Annotated in this window: 11 protein-coding genes; 5 read left to right on the forward strand and 6 right to left on the reverse strand. The window is 37.9% G+C overall.

All coding sequences use genetic code 11. The features are described 5' to 3' along the window. Positions 1-11: 11 nt before the first annotated feature. Complete coding sequence (locus LEP1GSC190_RS10845) at positions 12-1424, reverse strand: sensor histidine kinase (protein WP_036035406.1); 1413 nt, start codon at positions 1422-1424, stop codon at positions 12-14. A gap of 557 nt (positions 1425-1981) precedes the next feature. On the opposite strand from LEP1GSC190_RS10845, the gene LEP1GSC190_RS10855 reads away from it, so the two are divergent. After that, positions 1982-5053, forward strand: a complete 3072-nt coding sequence (locus LEP1GSC190_RS10855) for a PAS domain-containing hybrid sensor histidine kinase/response regulator (RefSeq protein ID WP_002747876.1) — start codon at positions 1982-1984, stop codon at positions 5051-5053. A gap of 313 nt (positions 5054-5366) precedes the next feature. On the opposite strand, the gene LEP1GSC190_RS10860 is transcribed toward LEP1GSC190_RS10855, so the two are convergent. Next, positions 5367-5843, reverse strand: a complete 477-nt coding sequence (locus LEP1GSC190_RS10860) for a cyclic nucleotide-binding domain-containing protein (protein ID WP_002626433.1) — start codon at positions 5841-5843, stop codon at positions 5367-5369. A 1536-nt stretch (positions 5844-7379) separates the two neighbouring features. Between LEP1GSC190_RS10860 and LEP1GSC190_RS10875 the strand changes: the two genes are divergently transcribed. Beyond that, the gene (locus LEP1GSC190_RS10875; protein ID WP_002747811.1) at positions 7380-8369 is read left to right on the forward strand and encodes an alpha/beta hydrolase; all 990 of its coding nucleotides are present in this window, start codon (positions 7380-7382) and stop codon (positions 8367-8369) included. A 387-nt stretch (positions 8370-8756) separates the two neighbouring features. Here the strand turns inward: LEP1GSC190_RS10875 and LEP1GSC190_RS10880 are convergent, their stop codons facing one another. From LEP1GSC190_RS10880 to LEP1GSC190_RS10895, 4 genes are all read right to left on the reverse strand, one after another. Continuing rightward, on the reverse strand, positions 8757-10007 hold the full coding sequence (locus LEP1GSC190_RS10880) for a SpoIIE family protein phosphatase (RefSeq protein WP_002747935.1): 1251 nt from the start codon (positions 10005-10007) through the stop codon (positions 8757-8759). A 56-nt stretch (positions 10008-10063) separates the two neighbouring features. Continuing rightward, positions 10064-11185 (reverse strand): sensor histidine kinase, encoded by a 1122-nt coding sequence (locus LEP1GSC190_RS10885; protein WP_002747732.1) that lies wholly within the window; start codon positions 11183-11185, stop codon positions 10064-10066. A 116-nt stretch (positions 11186-11301) separates the two neighbouring features. Next, positions 11302-11691, reverse strand: coding sequence for an FKBP-type peptidyl-prolyl cis-trans isomerase (locus LEP1GSC190_RS10890; RefSeq protein ID WP_036035360.1), 390 nt, complete (start codon positions 11689-11691; stop codon positions 11302-11304). Beyond that, positions 11688-12053 (reverse strand): RNA recognition motif domain-containing protein, encoded by a 366-nt coding sequence (locus LEP1GSC190_RS10895; RefSeq protein WP_002747711.1) that lies wholly within the window; start codon positions 12051-12053, stop codon positions 11688-11690. The genes LEP1GSC190_RS10890 and LEP1GSC190_RS10895 overlap by 4 nt, the downstream gene beginning before the upstream one ends. Before the next feature lie 144 nt (positions 12054-12197). Between LEP1GSC190_RS10895 and LEP1GSC190_RS10900 the strand changes: the two genes are divergently transcribed. From LEP1GSC190_RS10900 to LEP1GSC190_RS20250, 3 genes are all read left to right on the forward strand, one after another. Further along, the gene (locus LEP1GSC190_RS10900; RefSeq protein ID WP_036048258.1) at positions 12198-13244 is read left to right on the forward strand and encodes a serine/threonine protein kinase; all 1047 of its coding nucleotides are present in this window, start codon (positions 12198-12200) and stop codon (positions 13242-13244) included. A gap of 236 nt (positions 13245-13480) precedes the next feature. Further along, positions 13481-15769, forward strand: a complete 2289-nt coding sequence (locus LEP1GSC190_RS10905; protein WP_002747780.1) for an inorganic phosphate transporter — start codon at positions 13481-13483, stop codon at positions 15767-15769. Positions 15770-16559: 790 nt separating this feature from the next. Continuing rightward, positions 16560-18125 (forward strand): DUF262 domain-containing protein, encoded by a 1566-nt coding sequence (locus LEP1GSC190_RS20250; RefSeq protein WP_002747832.1) that lies wholly within the window; start codon positions 16560-16562, stop codon positions 18123-18125. Positions 18126-18139 lie beyond the last annotated feature (14 nt).

Here is an 18139-nt window from a genome sequence, read left to right on the forward strand (position 1 = left end):
GACAAGTGTTTTTAGGCTTTAAATCGGACTTGAAATTTCGTTCCTCTTTCCTCTCCTGTAGGAAGAAGCACGAACTTACCTCTGAGTTGTTTGGAAAGAATTTCCACGAGTCTCAATCCCAAGGACTCAGATTTGCCAAGGTCGAATTTTTCAGGCATACCGATTCCATTATCTCCAACTTCCAAAACGGATTCTCCCATGTCCAATCTAAGCTTCACTGAAATTTGACCTTCCCTTTCGTTCAAAAACGCATATTTCAAGGAATTAGTCACGAGTTCGTTGACGATAAGTCCCAATGGAATCGCTGTTTCGATCGAAACAAAATTCGGCTTGGAGGAAATATTAAATTCCACTTTCTTTTCTTTTCCAAAAGAATGAAGAAGGCTGATCAATAGTGTGTTGAGATAGTCACAAAAATCTATTTTTGTAATATTCTCAGATTGATAGAGTTCCTTATGAATCAAAGCCATGGACTGAATTCTACGTTCGCATTCTTTAAGAATCCGGGAAATTTTTTCGTTCTGAGAATATTCGGCCTGTAAACCCAAAAGACTTGCCACTACTTGAAGATTGTTCTTCACTCTATGATGAATCTCTTTCAACATTACTTCTTTTTCTTCCAGGGTTTTTTTCAGCTTTTCCTCATCACTCTTTCTTTCAGTAATATCCCGAATGATCTGAGTCGCACCGATCAGATTATGTGAAGAATCTCGAATAGAACTATAGCTGATTTCAAATATTGCGACATCTTGAACTAAACCGTGTATTGTTCTTTCCGTGGTATATACTTCTCCCCGAAGAGCACGGCTCCAATTTTCAATCACTACACTCCGTTCGAGGGGATCCCAAATGAGTTCGGGAAGAAGAGTTCCTTCCTCGATTTTTTTACCGTAGAGTTTCCAAAAACTAAGTTCAAAGGAAGAATTAAAAGCGATTACACGAAAGTTGATGTCCACCGCACAGATGGCATCTTTCGTTCCTTCGATCACTCCACAAAGCCTTTCTTGAGTCACCTTAAGTTTGGAACGAAGTCTTTCTAATTCAAGTTCAGCCCGTTTTCTAGAGTTGATGTCTCTTACGATCGCTTGGAAATACTGACGATCACTTTCAAAAAAAGTGGTAGCGACCACTTCCACGAATAAAGTAGAGCCGTCTTTTCGGATGAATTCTTCTTCAACGATCCCGACTCCCACTCCTTCTTGGATCATTTTCTGAATCCTTTGTTTGACGATATTTTGAGACCGGTAGTGAATAAATTGGAGAATCGGTCTTCCGATCACTTCTTCAATCGAGTCGTAACCGAGCATTCGAATCAATGCATCGTTCGCTTTCAAAATTTTACCTTCACAATGAATCACTAATCCATCCTGGGAAAAATCAAAAAGAAGCTGATAGTGTTTTTCCGTGATTGAGATCGGATCCATTTTATTTACGACTAGCCTCAAAAATTTAAATTTTTTATTACAAAGTATCTTAAAAGGCCCAAGCGCCATGTTTCCTTGAAACCGGATACGCCACTCACTCTATAAAATCGTTTTACAAATCACATGAACTTGAGTAGATATCATACTCGGGCCGATCAGTAAAAGCGGGATATCTAAGTTTTCTTGGAGACAGATATATCAGGCATTCTAAGAATTAGGAACGGAAAGTCAATCAAACCCAATTATTCAAATATCCCTTGATCAAAAAAGAAAAGACCCAAGGCTCTTTTACATTCCTTAAAAAATACAGTCGATAAAAAAAGTTCTATCAATATCAAAAAATTTTTATCTTGCACTTCTCCAAAAAACAAATTTTCTAAACCAGAATCAAATCCCTTGAAAATTATGGAAAATATAATATATATGGAACGATTTTCACATTGGAACACGATTTCCATTTGAGAATATTCTTTTTCTTCAAAACATTTTCTTATTTTGCTTGTTTGATGCTTTCAATGCAGAAAATTATAAAACCCTCTTTTTGGTTATAGGAATAAATGACTTCTTTACGACCTGATTTCAATTTTCTAATCTTGAACTCTTCGGGAGATGTGATCACCTGGAACTTTTATCAGCCGTTTCAGGAGTTTAGAGAGAATTTAGAGAATCAAATCCATCCTTCCCAATGGAGTTGGACAACGCCCGAATCCTGGACTTTTATCTGGGGGGAAGCCCGATCTTCAAATGAAAAAACTTCTTTCCTTAAAGCAAGTTATCAAAATCAAAAAAAAGAATCTTTAAACTTAGAAATCCAGGTTTTACCTTTAGGACAAAGTCATATTTTACTTTCGTTTTTTACGGATTCAAAATTATCCTTTTCAGAAACTCCTAGTATTTTTTTACAGGACGCAGAACTTCGTTCAACGATCTTTCAGAAATCGACTAACACAATTTTATTGCTCGATCCGGAAAAAGATCTGATTCTTGAAACCAACCAAACCGCAAATCTACATTTCGAAACTCAAAATCCATCTGATATTTTGAATATTCCATTTTCAAATTTACTTACCCCAGGGTTTTCCTTTTCCGAATACGAATCCAGAAAGAGAAAGATTTTATCTGGAGAAACCCCCTCCTGGGAAGTGGAATTTAAGACGTTTCGAGGTCGAAAATTTTGGGGAAATACATCCTTTCGAACAGTTTCCACCCGTTTGAACCGAATCATTCTAGTCCAGATCAAAGATATCACCGAAAAAGTCAACGCGCGAAAATTTATCCTGGAACAAGCGGCAACGATAACGGAACAGGAAGCCAACCTAAACGCGATTATTGAAAACTTGGAAGCGATGATATGGTCCATCGATAAAAATTATGAATTACTCATATTCAACTCTCAATTCCAAAATGCAATGCAGGATTTTTATCATTCAGAAATCTCACCCGGTTTTAACGTATTTCAAAAGGAACTCCCTCCGAAGGTTTTCGAATATTGGAAGGAATTCTATGATAGGGCATTGTCTGGAGAAAAATTTAGCATAGCAGGTAAAAGACCGAATCAGGATGGAACCTTCGTTTTCAGCGAACTTTCCTTTCATCCAATCAGAAACGCGGAATACGAAATCACAGGAGTCAGCGCGGTTTCTGTGGACATCACCGATAAAAAGTTAGCCGAAGAAAAATTTAAACTTCTATTTGAACGATCGAGCGAACCTCACGTGTTATATGACGACTCCGGAATTTTCGAATGTAATCCTGCAACTCTGAAAATGCTCCGATGTTCCGATAAAAAACTCGTTTTAGGAAAACATCCGGCTCATTTCTCTGCGGAAATTCAAGCCGACGGAAGAATAGAAAAAAAGATGATGAGCGAATTCGAATCGATTGCTCTGAAAAAAGGTTCTTATACATTCGAGTGGATTTATAAACGTTTTAACGGTGAAGAATTTTCCACAGAAGTCACTCTGATTCCTATCATAATCAGTCAAAAACGAGTTTTTCTTTCGGTCTGGCACGAAATCACCGAACGGAAGGTATATGAAGATTCTCTAAAACGTGCCAAAGAAAGCGCCGAAGCCGCTTCCAAAGCGAAAACAGACTTTTTAGCGATGATGAGTCATGAAATTAGAACCCCTCTCAATGGGGTAATCGGCACGGTAAGTCTTTTAGAGGGCACACCTCTCGGTGTGGAACAAAGAGAATATTTGGATATCATCAAGTCGAGTGGACAAAATTTGCTTATTTTGTTAAACGACATTCTTGATCTTTCAAGAATTGAATCCGGACAGCTTACACTTGAAATGCAACCCGTATCTCCGGAAAAACTCACGAGCGAAGTGATCAACTTGTTCCGTCCCATGGCGGAAGAGAAAGGTCTTGTAATCGAATTCAGCATATCCTCCCTGGTTCCGAATTGGATTATCTCCGACCCGTATAGACTGAGACAAATTTTGACAAATCTTCTCGGAAACTCGATTAAGTTCACGGAAAGAGGAAAAATACTTTTGAAAGTGGAGGCCGAAAAATTTCCGAACAATAAATTCAGACTCATCTTTCATGTAAAGGACACGGGAATCGGTATTGCCGAAGAGAAATTGGAACTTCTTTTTAGAGCTTTCAGTCAAGTGGATTCTTCCACCACTCGGAAATATGGAGGTTCCGGACTCGGTCTTACGATCAGTAAAAAATTAGCCGAGTTGATGAAAGGTGAAATCATCGTAAAAAGTCAAGTGAATCAAGGCTCCGAATTTACCTTATCCATTCTTACGGAAAAATTAGAATACGAAATTCCAGCTGGAATTCAAGAACTTCATTCTAAGAACTTGGCAACCATGGCGGTTCTTTCGCTCCAAGAATTTGACTTTAGGGAACAGATAAAAAAATTCTGCGAACGAAACGGATTTTCGGTTAAGATTGTAAAAACAGCAAAAGAAGCAATTCGTACTATCAGCGGAGAAGAAAAAATCGGAATTTTTCTTACAGACCTAAATCTTCCGGATATGAATCTACCCGAAATGTTGGACGAACTCAAAAATCAAAACCCTTCTTTAAAACTTACGATCATTCTTTTTGTGGAAAAAGAGCTGAAGGATTCCTATTATCACATTACGAACGGACTTTTCAACCGTCCCGGATTTAAGATCTTTATGATGTTTAAACCGATTCTTTTGGAAGAACTCAGTAAAAATTTTGAAAAAGCGTTTCCCACCAAGGTTCCAAAAGAAGAAAAACAAGGAGAAAATGAAAAACTACTCTCCGAAAGAATTCCACTCAAAATTCTTTTAGTCGAAGATAACTTAATTAATCAGAAAATTGCTATTCGTCTTCTTATGAAACTTGGATATACTGCGGATACAGCGTTAAACGGTCTGGAAGCAATCGAATGTTTGAAAGAGCGGAATTACGATCTAATTTTTATGGATATCCAAATGCCCGAGATGGACGGCTACGAAGCCACGCATCTTATCCGAAAAGATTTCGCAAAATCGAAACCGGTGATCGTAGCAATGACGGCTAACGCAATGGAAGGAGACAAGGAAAAATGTCTGGAAGCAGGCATGGACGCCTATATTGCCAAACCGATCCAAATTCAAGACATAGAATCTGCGATCATTCTCCTTTTTCAATCTTAGAATGTTCCTTTAAAGATTTTGAATACCCTTATTAAGATCTTTGCCGATAGTCTTATCTTCTCGCAGCCAAAATATATCGAGGATTTTTTAGATACGAGCTTTCCTAAAAAAATTTTTCGACAATCAGTTTTTACTTCGATTCCATCAATATTCGGGAAAACGAAACGAATCTCTTTTTTAAGTCGAGATTCTCTAAAAAACATTCCTTACCAAGGGTGTAAAAAGAATGGAGCGATACAAAAACGGTTCGATTTTGTATCGAAGTTCATTTCAGACAAGATTTCATGCTTGGAAAAAAGAAACAGTCAAGAAATCAGATCGTATATCTCTTTCTTAGTTCTCTTGCATAAGTCAAATCGTGCGTCAACATTCTTAAACGTTTAGCTAAAAAATGGGAAATCGCCTGATAAAATTTTAAAGAGGCTTTGGAATCTTTTTCAAAGACCGTTTTTAAATGATCGTAAGGAATTCTCAAAAGTTCGGATCTCTCCATCGCTTCTACCGAAGCGGAACGCTTACCGGGATCCAAAAACGGCAATTCACCAAAATGATCGCCCGTTGCAATCGTAGTCACGTTCACGTCGTCCCCTTTTTCAGTGGAGGTAAGAACTTTTAAAGTTCCGTAGATTACCACGAAAAACGCCTTTGCATCGTTGCCTTCGTGAAAAATTGCATCACCTTGTTCGTAAACTTTATATTCTGTCTTTTCCGCAATGGCACTCAATTCGTCTTCTGTAAAATTGGAGAAAAGATATATGTCTTTTAGAATTTCTTCTTTCGTATGTTGCATAATAGTATTTCCCGAAATGCGAATGTAAATCTCAGTTTAAATAATGCAAGCAGGTTCCGTAGCCCAGTGTCCGGATACTCAAAAATGTCCTTTATACTCCTGTATTCAATTCAAATCTAAGGTCATAAGGTTTCGCGTTCTTTCCAGTATTTTTTCGACTCAAAAAAACTTCCCCTATTTTCCGGTCCGCAAAATCGCATTTGAGTGTATGTTTTTTATGTTTTGAAACCATGAAATACTTCTTTTTATTATGGCGCCTCTTTGAGTGAAACCGATTGGGTCAACCGTCGGAACTTCTCTACAAAAAACTCTGAGGTTTCCAGTCCCGGAAGATTCAATGGATAAAGCCAAAAAGCGCAAAAACCTCGCTCTTTCGCCACTACGCGTCTTTGATTGCGTTTGAATTTTCAGAGAACGAAAAATTACCCGTGAAAAAGTCAGTAGGAGTTCTCACAATTCAACAATTGGAATCTTCCGTGTAAGAGCGTAGGAACTCCTACTAACTCCCTATTTCAATTTAGAATCCACCAGCCTTTTTTGTTAAATTGATAATTATCCCCAAACCACACCACTCAAATGATGAAAGCACAGTTTGAAAATAGTAAGCCCCAACGAATACTAAGCAGACTTGAATTGCCAGTAAAACGACCTCTTCCTAAAGTCGTTTGTCGGAACAACTAAAGATAAAATCTTGTTAAAATGAAAACAAGACCTTGAAAAACTCAGATTTTTCAATTCCATTGGAACGGCAGAATTTCCAAGGAAGCATCATTCTCTAAGTTCTATCTTTAACTTTTTCTATGATTTTTTATTTAGGAATCTCCAGGAATTTTATCATCTACGGGCTTTGTAAGCTGATCACAATGCGGTTTTTTATCTATGGAGTTTATATTGATTAAAAATTTGTCCCAAAACTTTAAGAAAAATGAGCTGCAATCATTCGATACGTTCGTAATAAAACACAGTGGTTTTCACAGATTACATTCCTTTGGTACTTTATGGAATTTCTAACGGGTTTTATTGTTGTTAAACTCTCGTGGGAGCTCCTACATTCTAAGATTTTGGGGCAGACTTTCAATCATCTCTAAAAAAGTTCGAAGTATTTGCAACCTAAGTACTAAAAATCATCTCAAAAGTAGATTTCAACGTTATAAATAGTTTTTCGAAATTAGACGAAATGTTTTTGAGGTGGTTGCAATCATATACCAACTGCAAGAAATCTGATATGTTCTACGTCTTTTCGATCTTTTAAAAATGATTCTCTTAGGAATTATATTTTCTTAAATTTTCTAAAGAATGATTCGAAAAACCTCGGAGAAAAAAATTTGCACAATATCGTCAACTTCCAATCAAAGAAAAAAATTGGCGATTTGTTTTGTCAATCAAAGACCTCAACATACGATTCCTATAACGCTCAATGATATCTAGTAATCCGAAAGTAAGAAAAAATCGCATTCACTTATTTCGCGTTTCGTTCGGAATCAAATCCGAGTTAAGAAGCTTGATGGAAAGATTCCGAACTGAAATAACGGACGAATGAAGAATCCCGTTTCTCCTTCAAATCAAAAGTCGATTTCAAAATCTATCCAAATTCCTATCGGAGGCTCGCAAACCCTGGCGGCGGAAATTTATGGAGAGTTTTCTAAACATTCTCCTCCCCCTGTGGTATGTATTCACGGTCTTACCGGTAATCTCAAAAACTTTGCTCCTCTCGCGAAAGAGTTAGTCAAACAAAACCTTACGATAATCACATACGATCTTCGCGGAAGAGGACAATCCTCTAAACCACAAATCTCCTATTCTCACGACTTACATGCAGAAGATCTAAAGTTCATGTTGGACTTTCTAAAAATCGAAAAAGCAAATCTTCTCTCTCATTCTTTGGGTTGTTGGATTTCTCTTGCCTTTGGTAAGAATTATCCGCTAAGAACCAATAAACTCTGTTTGATCGACGGGGGCGGACAACTTTCCTTTAAAAAAAAGCTTTCCAGTCTATTTATGATCCAAGAATCTTTACAACGTTTAGGAAGATCGTTTTCTTCCAGAGAAACGTATCTCAAACTTGCGAAAGAATCTCCGATCTTTAGCTCTTGGAACAAGGATATTGAGGATTTTTTAAACTATGAATTGGAGGAAATTCATACGATCAATTCCGGTACTACAGAATATAAATGCAATATTCCGATTCATGCGATCGATTCCGAACTGAGAAATATGGGAGGAGCGTTAAGTCCCTGGAAGATACCTTTGAGATTTTTACGAAATCCAATTGCAAGTTTTAGAATATTAAGAAAAAATAATTACTCCCAAATCCTTTCCCCCGTTTTAGTAATTCGGGCCGGAAAACCAAATTTTCAAAAAGGAGACGAACTACTTCCCGATGAGGCAATATATACCTTTCAAAAAAAAATCAAACGGTCTGTGTTTCTCACTCTACCGGATAAAAATCACTACGAAACGATCCTTCTTCCGGATTTGAAAAGGGACGAGACCATCTCCTGGTTCTTTTCAAAGTTTCACGGATAGAACTACCCTACTTTTTCCAACAACATTATAAACAAGAAATACCCAATCTTTAAGTGTAAAAGCAGGCTTCCGGTCCACGGCGGAGCTTGCGGTTGACTTCGGCTGCTAAAGCAAGTCTAAGCGCTGTAAAAATGTAAGAACTCCTACTTTTAAAAAAATCTTTCCAATCCTCTTATATCAAAGTTACATAAAAAGCTCTCCAAATCCAGCCATAAAGATCATCAATAGGGATCACGTTCTTAGAAAACTTGAACTTTTTGATTTTCTAAAAAGCATTGTAGTCTTTTCACTTGACTCGTATTTATTCCCGACATCAAACGGGTGTTATAAGCGGAAAAACTCAAAAACCGAAGCTCAGGAAAAAGAAACAAAATCGAAGGGAACATTTCAAAGATCGGGAAAATCTAAAGCTATCAAAATGGCCGTAATATCATCTTGTATTCTCTGTGATCCTAAATGTTCAATCAGACTTTGCAAAATGGCCGGAATTGTCTCTTCCATAGGTTCCCAAAATTTTTTTGCGAGAATATTTTGAACAGCAAGCTCCCCAAACTGCTGTTTGTCGGAATTAAACTCCTCATAAATTCCATCCGTGAGTAAGAACAAACGATCTCCGTATTGATAGCTGAATTTAAAAACACTGTATCGATTGTTCGAATCGAGACCGAGTAAAGATCCCGTTCGATCCAATCCCAACACAAGATCTTTGGAAAGAAAAAATTGAGTAGGATGACCTCCGGAAGCATACGAGATTTTTTTGGAAACCGTATCTATGTCTGCAAGAAAACAAGAGAAGAACATTCCTATATTTCCGAAATTCTTGCAATATTCGCGGTTGAATTCCGTGAGAATAGTTCCCGGATCCGTATCTTTTTTTTTGATGGATTCCAAAATTCCTTTAAGAGTCATCGTAAGAAGAGCGGCTTGAATCCCGTGTCCCGTCGCATCCGCAAGAAAAACCCGGAGAACCCCTGGGCGGATTTGGAATAAATCGTAAAGATCCCCACCCACTTCCATCATCGGAAGATACATAGAATGGATCTGAACTCCCGCAATGGAAGGAATATCCGGAAGAATTTCCGTCTGAAGCTTTTTCGCAAGATTCAATTCCTCTTTCATTCCTTTATAATAGCCTGCGAGTAGCCTGGATCTCTGCCGAACCTTCTCTTCGAGTTTTTCCAAAAGCTCTTCTTTTTCACGGTCCATTTTCCTCAAGTTCTCGTTAGCTCGCTTTAGCTCCATTAGAATTCTATGTTTTTCTGATATATTCCGAATGATGACGTGATATTGACAATCCCCCTCGGGTCCGGTGACTGAAACAGAAATCTCTGAAATCAAAACCGTTTTATCCTTTCGAATCATACGAATCGGCCCGAAAGGTTTTTGCCTTTTTTTATCCGGAAGTTCAGCAATGTTTTTTAGAATTCTATAAAATCGCTTTCGAACACGAAGTGAAAACAAGTGTTCGATGGAATTTCCGATCAGCTCGGAAGAAAGATATCCGAACGCTCTTTCCGTAGCCGGATTAGCTAAGATCACTCTGAAATTGTCGTCTAAGGAAATGATCGCGTCGATCTCAAACAATACGGAATAAAGGGAATCGTAGCCTTTCTGTTCTGATTGTTGGGAGCCGTCCATGGCGAATTGAAGGAGAATCTAGTAGATCGTCTCCCATAAAGTCAAGGATCTTTCTTTCAAAGCGATTCGGGAAGATCCAAATAAAAGCGTGTAACTCCGTTTCCACTTTCGAAAGAAATATCTCCTTTCATTTCACGAACTAAGTTATAGGAGACCGTAAGTCCGAGACCAGTGCCTTTTCCGATGTCTTTTGTTGTATAAAAAGGATCGAAAAGTTTATGTCTGTTTTCTTCCGGAATACCGATCCCGGTATCTTCTATGATAGTGCGGACGAAATTTCGATCTTCTTTCTTTAACTTCTCCCAACGAACGGTCATGACTCTTTTTTGACTCGGATCGGGATTACTTTCAATCGCATCCTTTGCATTTGTAAGCAGATTGAAATACACCTTTCTGAGTTTTCCGACGGAACAAGCCGCAAAAATAGGAGTTTTTAGATCGGGTACGATCGTTTCGATTTTAGACTTATCGATACAGGCTTTTATCACACTGAACGCAGAGTCGAAAACGGATTTAATATCTTGGACTTTTATTTCTTCCTTTTCGATTCGAGTAAAGGTAAGCATATCTTTGACGATTTCGGAAATTCGATTTCCTTCTCGCAGAATAATTCCTGCATATTTACGAAGAGGATTTCCGTTTTCGATGCCGTTAAACATCATTTCCGCATAATTGATAACTCCCATCAATGGATTATTGATTTCATGTGCAACCCCCGCGGAAAGAGTTCCAATTGCGTCCAATTTTTCCTTTTGAACCCAAGAAACGCTCGGTTTTTCCCAATCCTTATCTACTACAGAAGTTCTTTGAGAATCGAATTTTACAACGGTTCTCTCAAAAATCTGAGGAGCTTCCAAATAAGCAAAGATTCGCAGTTCTTCACGATCGAAAGCAAAGGAAACCGAATATTCCTTTTGAACCCCGTCTTTTGTAAGAAAAAGAACGGAATACGCAGGATTTTCATTCGAAAAGTTCGTGCAAGGCCAAAGAGAAGGATCAGAAAAATGGAATGTCGCGTCTTTAAACTGACAAATTTGATTCCAGTTTTGAATTCCCTCTAGTTCTGTTTTTGAATATCCTAGAGTTCTACAAAAAGCAAAGTTTACTTTTTGGATTAAAAGAGACGGTTCTAAGATACAGGCCGGTAACGGAAAATGTTCGAAAAAATCATAAGGCATCTGGTTATTAAGCTATCGCAATCGGAAGGCTCCTCCTTTTTACGATAGATTAGAACCGGAAAGCTGACCAAATCTAATGTCAGAATCCGGTAAAATCTGTTACAAAAGAAAAAAACTCAGTACACTTTAAGCAGTTCTACTTCAAAAATGAGAGTGGAATTTGGGGGAATAGCTGCACCCGCACCTCTCGAACCGTAACCGAGCTCCGGAGGGATGGTAAGTTTGCGAATTCCACCTTCTTTCATACCGCGAACCCCGCGATCCCAACCTTTGATGACTTCTCCCGCCCCCAAATTGAAAGTAAAAGGAGTTCTTCTATCTCTAGAACTGTCAAACTTCTTACCACTAACCAACGTTCCAACATAGTGCACCGTAACGTTCGATCCGGAGAATGCTTCCTTACCAGTTCCAATACGAATATCTTTGATAACTAAATCTTCTGCAAATATGGGAACTATCGTAACACAAAAAATTGCAAAGACGAATATTAAACGTGTCAATTTCATTTTCCTCTTCCTCCGGTTCTTCTTACACCAGCGCTGGAAAATCCTCCAGTCTTCGACTGATTTCCATGGATCTTACCGGAAGCCCCTCCTCCTTTTATAGATTGTTTTTTCTCAAACTCTTTTTTTAGTTCCTCAGAATCAATTACTGCAATCTGTTTACCTTGGATTTCTTTTTTATTCAATGCCACAATTGCTTTCGTTCCCGCGGAATCGTCCATCTCGACGGATCCATAAGACAAAGAACGTCCTGTAGTTTTATCTTTTTTAATATGCACTTCCTGAACGGTCCCGAATTCCGAAAAAATCTTTTTCAGTTCGTCTTCGGTCAGCTCCTGAGGCAGATTTCCTACTGATATCTTCATGATTTTTCCTTCTCAAGAATCAATTTGTAAAATCCGATTTTATTGAAAACCAAATTCCATCAAGATCGGAACAAAACGACCAAGTTCCATCTCGACCTAATAAAAAAATTTCCAAAGAAACTGGAAATAAGAATTCTGGAACCTGTGGCTGACTTTTTTCAACTCAATCCGGGAGAAATTCTTACCCTAGCCGAAAAGGCAGGATACGAACCTTCCGGTCATTGTATGGCTCTGAACAGTTTGGAAAATCGAGTCTTCGACCTTAGGTTGGAGGACGGTTCCCATATCATTTCCAAATTCTATCGTCCCGGAAGATGGAGCAGAGAGCAAATTTTAGAAGAGCATCATTTTCTACAAGATCTGAAAGAGGAAGAAATTCCGGTCTGCACTCCCTTTTTATTTGAAAATGAAAGTAGCCTCTCTTTGTTTCAAGAAGACATTTATTATTCTTTCTGGCCCCGAGTAGGTGGAAGATCTCCCGACGAACTGAATCCGGAAAATCTTAGAATTTTAGGAAGGCTTCTCGCTAGAATCCATAATATCGGTCAGGCAAAACATTTTGAGCACAGGATCACGCTCGATTCCGAAACATATGGAACCGCTCCTTTAGAAACCCTACTTAAAGGAGAATGGATTCCTCCGAGTTGCAAAAAAGATTATCTCGAAGTCGCAAATCGGATTTTAGATCTTTTTCGGGAAAAAATAGAAACGGTTCCTCTGCACAGAATTCACGGAGACTGCCATAAGGGAAATCTACTCTTCGGAAAAGAAGGATGGTTTTTCGTCGACTTTGATGACTGTCTAAAAGGTCCAGCAGTTCAGGACTTTTGGATGTTACTTTCCAGAGGAAAAGAAGGACTTGAAGAAAGAGAACATATTCTTTCCGGCTATAGAGAATTTAGGGAATTCAACGACTCCTGGTTTGATCTTGTGGAAATTCTTCGCGCAATGCGGTTTGTTCATTACTCTGCCTGGATTTCCAGTAGGTTTACGACAGATCCCTCCTTTCCAGTTGCCTTTCCCCATTTTGCGGGAAACGAATACTGGGAAAAAGAAACTCTGGAATTGAAAGAACAATACAAATTGATTTACAATTCACTGGGAGGAAAAAATTTCTTTTCCGTTACAGAATCGGTTTCCCAAGAAGAAGAACTCACCAACAAGGATTTTTTTTGGGATTTGGAAGATTAACCGGTTGATTTTGTAACACAAAAGTAATAATCACAGATGGGTTCACGGCAAAATTTCAGTTGTCCGGTTCCACAGATTTAAAAGACTCAAGGATAACTCTCAACAAACGTTGTTATGTTGGAGACTACAACATAATGTTAGATCCACGACCAGAGTAAGTAAGCGCCGGATTTACGTTTAACAAGAGTCAAAGCGAAAACTTTAGATACTAACAAAACAATAAACGGAAGCGTTTCATGGACTTTTTTTTAATCATCGTCGTTCTAATGGCAATCCTCGGAGTCGGCGATCTCCTAGTCGGAGTTTCGAACGACGCGGTAAATTTCACCAATTCCGCCGTTGGTTCTAAAGCCTCCTCCAAAAGAATCATTCTGGTAGTAGCCGGAATCGGGATCATTCTCGGAGCCCTTTCTTCCAGTGGTATGATGGAAGTCGCAAGAAAAGGAATCTTTCATCCGAGCGGATTTGCACTTCAGGATCTAATGTTCCTGTTTTTAGCGGTTATGCTCACGGATATCGTGCTTCTGGATCTTTACAACACCCTAGGGCTTCCGACTTCCACAACGGTATCTCTGGTGTTTGAACTTTTAGGAGCCGCTCTTGCAATTGCACTTTTAAAAACCGGAACTTTGAGCGGTGCGTTTCAAATCATCAACTCGGAAAGCGCACTCAAGATTATTTTCGGAATCGTAACGAGCGTGATTGTCGCTTTTTTCTCCGGAATCATTCTACAGTTCGTGTTCCGATTCATTTTTTCGTTCAACTTAAAGAATTCGATGAAATACTTTGGAGGGCTTTTCGGAGGGCTTTCTGTCACTATCATGATCTTTTTTACGCTTTTATCGGCGATGAAAGGTTCCAACCTCATTCCTTCGGAAATAAGCGATTATCTGAATAAGAATTTTACAAACATTCTTCTATTTAGCTTCGTAGGATTTTCGATCCTTTTTCAAATCCTAGTACTATTAGAATGGAATATTCTAAAATTCCTAGTTTTGATCGGAACGGGTTCTCTCGCGATGGCCTTTGCGAGCAACGACTTGGTGAATTTTATCGGCGTTCCTCTCGCAAGTTTTACTACTTGGACTTTAATTCAGGCTGGAGGAGATCCAACCGCTTTGGCAACCGGTCTTGCAGGAAGCGTTCAGACTCCGAACTTTATTCTCTTAGGCGCAGCCTGTATCATGCTTTTCTCTCTTTGGTTTTCCAAAAAAGCCGAATCAGTAACACAAACCGAAGTTACGCTCGGCTCTCAGGGAGAAACATTAGAGAGTTTTAATACGAATTTGGTTGCTCGGGTTTTCGTCCAAATTGCACTCGGAATTTATACTCCGATCAAGGCGATTCTTCCCACAAGGGTTCGTAATTTTATCGGTAAGCGCTTCGAACAGAAAAATTCTTTGGAGATCGTCAGAATGCATGAGACAGAAGCTTTCGACTTACTCAGAGCTTCCGTAAACATTCAAATCTCAAGCGCATTGATTCTGATTGGAACCCTTTACAAACTTCCTCTCTCCACAACCTTTGTGACCTTCATGGTGGCAATGGGAACCTCTCTCACAGACGGAGCCTGGAATAAGGAAAATTCCGTTAACAGAGTAAGCGGAGTTCTCACCGTAGTCGGTGGTTGGTTCTTTACCGCCATCATCGCATCAGCGACTGCAGGAGCAATCGGATCGATTCTGTATATCTTCGGATTCTCTTCGGTGATCGTCCTCGTTTTAATCGCGACACTTTTGATATTCCTCTTTGCAAGGATCCACAAAAAGCGTCAGGAAACATACGACGAAAATCTGGAAAAACTCATCACTCTCAAAAAGCATCCGGAAAGAGCTCTTTCTAGGACGATCTCCTCCATGCTCGCGAGTTTAAACGTTGCAAGAAAGGCTTTGAACAACGTCTGTGCGGGTTACGTAAACGGTAAAAAGAAAAATTTCAGACAGACTCAAAAACTTTTGAAAGACTTAAAAAAGATGAGGGAAAATTCCCTTTCCAGTTTTTTATCGATCGCAAACAAACATTTGGAAGAAGAAGATCTTTCTTCCATTCATCCGATCACCGAATCGATCAATTATCTGGATCGAATTACGGAAAGTATTTGGAATATTCTTAGAACCTCGTCGAACGGAATCAGTTCTTTTCACGAGGTTTCTAAAGACGAAAAGGAAGAGGTGAAGGAACTCAGGAAATCCGCCACGAATTTGATGGAGCTCATTGCAGATTCCGATAAATTCCCGGATCTTTTGGAAAAAGCAAGATCGGAAAAGAAAACCAGAAACTTAGAAAAAATCAAACAGAACATCTATAAAAGTCAGATGAAACGAATCAAAAAAGGAGACAGCAAACTGAAATCCAGTGTTTCCTACTTCGTGATCATCGACGAACTTGTAGACATTAACGACAATCTTCTTTCTCTAGCAGAAGAGTTAAGTATTGCGATTCCTTGGACTGAAAAGAAAAAGATAGAGTTGCAAAGTAAGTCTTTACTCGCGCTCAAAACAGAAGAGAAAAAAAAGAAGAAGTGATCAATAAAACCAGCAAAACGATTCTGTTGTTTGCAAGAACGGTTTCTTTTTAAGATAAAAAACGCATCGTCCGAAACGGTGCGTTTTTATAAACACAAATTCTGGCTTTTCCGTTTTAGATCTATCTCAAGACCACTGCTTGTTTCTTTTCGTTAAAAATCTCAATTTTTCAGGGACGACTATTTAAAGTCAGATCGATTTTAGACTTATTTTTGCATCAAAAATCTATTTTTTCCATTTGTTTTAAAGCCTATCCTCAAACCTTAAAATAAATCAGTTACAATCATTCAGTCAGTTCCCGCAAAGCCACGCAAGAGAGTTCCCACATTTTAAATCTTAGTTGCTAGTTTTTATTATAATATTTCAAACCCAGATGACCGTTGATTCTTACTCATAAAGAATAACGATAATTGCATATACAGACCTTAAAATCGATTCTTTAAAACTTACCAGAGCGGCATATCCATCCTACAATCGCAGGAAAACCTTAAGTTAGCTAGATCCTTCTTTCCAATTGAGAAAAACGTAGAATGTTTTTTCATATACGTTCTACGAAATTTGTATCGTTTCGTAAAAAGTGAAAACTTCATCCTCAAATTCAAATACACAAACGATATCGGATAACCAATTATACCTCGATTCAATATTATTTTAAATTCCTGCAATATTCAGTTTTTGCCAACCTAAGCAGCAGAAGCATTTAAAATAAAGGAGCAAAAAAATAATTACCGTTTCCAAAAATTCAACAAGAAATATTTATGTATATTAACATAATATTAAATGATACAAAATGGCAAAAAAATTAGAAAAAGCAGATACATCAATTAGCGTATTAATTGAAAAATTTAATGCCGGAGAGCTTGGTATTCCGGAAATACAGAGAGATTATGTTTGGAACAAATCCCAGGTCAAAGATTTGGTTGAATCACTTTACAAAGAATATCCGACAGGATTAATTTATTTATGGAAAACGAAAACACTTCCAAAATTAAAAGAAAATTCCATTAAAACTCCTGACTTATTGATTTTAGACGGACAACAACGGCTTACATCTCTTCAAAAACTCCTAAAAGGAGAAATACCAGTATATTTTAATGTTGAAGACGAGTCCTTTGCTATATATAGTAGCAAACTTAAAAATTTTCCTTCCTGGGTAGCAGTAAAATCCGTTTTAGAAAATCCAATTACTATATGGAATGATATAATAGAAAAATTGAAAATAGATAAAACTTCACCCCTTCAAGAAGCTTATATGAATAGAATTCAAAATCTATCTCAAATCAAAGACTACTCTTTTCCGGTATTAACTTTACATACAGATGACTTTGAAGAAGTTACGGAATCTTTTATAAGATTAAACTCCAAAGGAACAAGACTAAAATTCGCGGAATTAGCTATGGCCCGATTAGCTTTCAATTGGCCTGGGGCATTGAACGATGAATTCAAAATTGCTCTGACCGAATACGAAAATATTAGTTTTGATTTTAGTCCAAGTTTTTTAATGAGGTGTTTTGTAGTAATAGGAACCGATCAAAGCAGCTTTAAGACTTTAGATACACTTTGGAACGAAAGAAAAAACAATCTACCTTCAATTTGGGGAAAAACAAAAAAATCAATTGATACGACGATAAATTTTTTGAAAAACAATGTTGGAATCGGATCTTCTAACTTTATACCATCAACGAACGCATTAGTCCCTATTGTTTACTATATGAATAAGTTGAATTCAAAACTGGATGATGGTTCTATCAATGGAATTCTTTTTTGGTATTTAGCGGCTACTGGCCTCGGCAGATTTACAGGGGGCGCCGAAGCCCAAATTGACAATGACATTAAAGCAATCAATTCCGAAGCGCCAATTCAAAACCTGGTAAAGAATTTGAGAAGAAGTGTTGCTAGCTTTGAATTTACTCCTGAAATGATAGCAGGAGAATATCGTAGTAATAAGTTTATGCCATTATTATTTTCGTTATGCAGAAAGCAGGAAGCAAAAGATTGGTTTAATGGAATAAATTTAAGCACCGGCAATCACGGTAGCGAAAATCAAATTGAATTACATCATATATTTCCAAAATCTATATTAAAAGAAGCTGAAATAGAAACAGAGTTAATTGACGACTTGGCTAATATCGCATTCTTATCTTCTAAAGCAAATAAAGAAATATCAAAAACTCTACCGAATAAGTATTTAAAGAAAATCGAAAACGATCGACTTAAAAAACAGTTTATCCCAATCTATGAAGAACTATGGGAAATCACAAGATTTAAGGATTTTTTACAAGAGCGTCGAAAATTAATTATTAAAGAATTGAATATCTATTTTGCAGAGATAGGTAAGTCATTTATAGAGAATTAAGAAAGAGAGATAAT

It is taken from the genome of Leptospira mayottensis 200901116, from assembly GCF_000306675.2.
GTDB lineage: Bacteria > Spirochaetota > Leptospiria > Leptospirales > Leptospiraceae > Leptospira > Leptospira mayottensis.

Bases quoted from the DNA above. Each gene is read 5' to 3' on its own strand.
- LEP1GSC190_RS10845 (WP_036035406.1), bottom strand. From the start codon at position 1,424: ATGGATCCGATCTCAATCACGGAAAAACACTATCAGCTTCTTTTTGAT.
- LEP1GSC190_RS10855 (WP_002747876.1), top strand. From the start codon at position 1,982: ATGACTTCTTTACGACCTGATTTCAATTTTCTAATCTTGAACTCTTCG.
- LEP1GSC190_RS10860 (WP_002626433.1), bottom strand. From the start codon at position 5,843: ATGCAACATACGAAAGAAGAAATTCTAAAAGACATATATCTTTTCTCC.
- LEP1GSC190_RS10875 (WP_002747811.1), top strand. From the start codon at position 7,380: ATGAAGAATCCCGTTTCTCCTTCAAATCAAAAGTCGATTTCAAAATCT.
- LEP1GSC190_RS10880 (WP_002747935.1), bottom strand. From the start codon at position 10,007: ATGGACGGCTCCCAACAATCAGAACAGAAAGGCTACGATTCCCTTTAT.
- LEP1GSC190_RS10885 (WP_002747732.1), bottom strand. From the start codon at position 11,185: ATGCCTTATGATTTTTTCGAACATTTTCCGTTACCGGCCTGTATCTTA.
- LEP1GSC190_RS10890 (WP_036035360.1), bottom strand. From the start codon at position 11,691: ATGAAATTGACACGTTTAATATTCGTCTTTGCAATTTTTTGTGTTACG.
- LEP1GSC190_RS10895 (WP_002747711.1), bottom strand. From the start codon at position 12,053: ATGAAGATATCAGTAGGAAATCTGCCTCAGGAGCTGACCGAAGACGAA.
- LEP1GSC190_RS10905 (WP_002747780.1), top strand. From the start codon at position 13,481: ATGGACTTTTTTTTAATCATCGTCGTTCTAATGGCAATCCTCGGAGTC.
- LEP1GSC190_RS20250 (WP_002747832.1), top strand. From the start codon at position 16,560: ATGGCAAAAAAATTAGAAAAAGCAGATACATCAATTAGCGTATTAATT.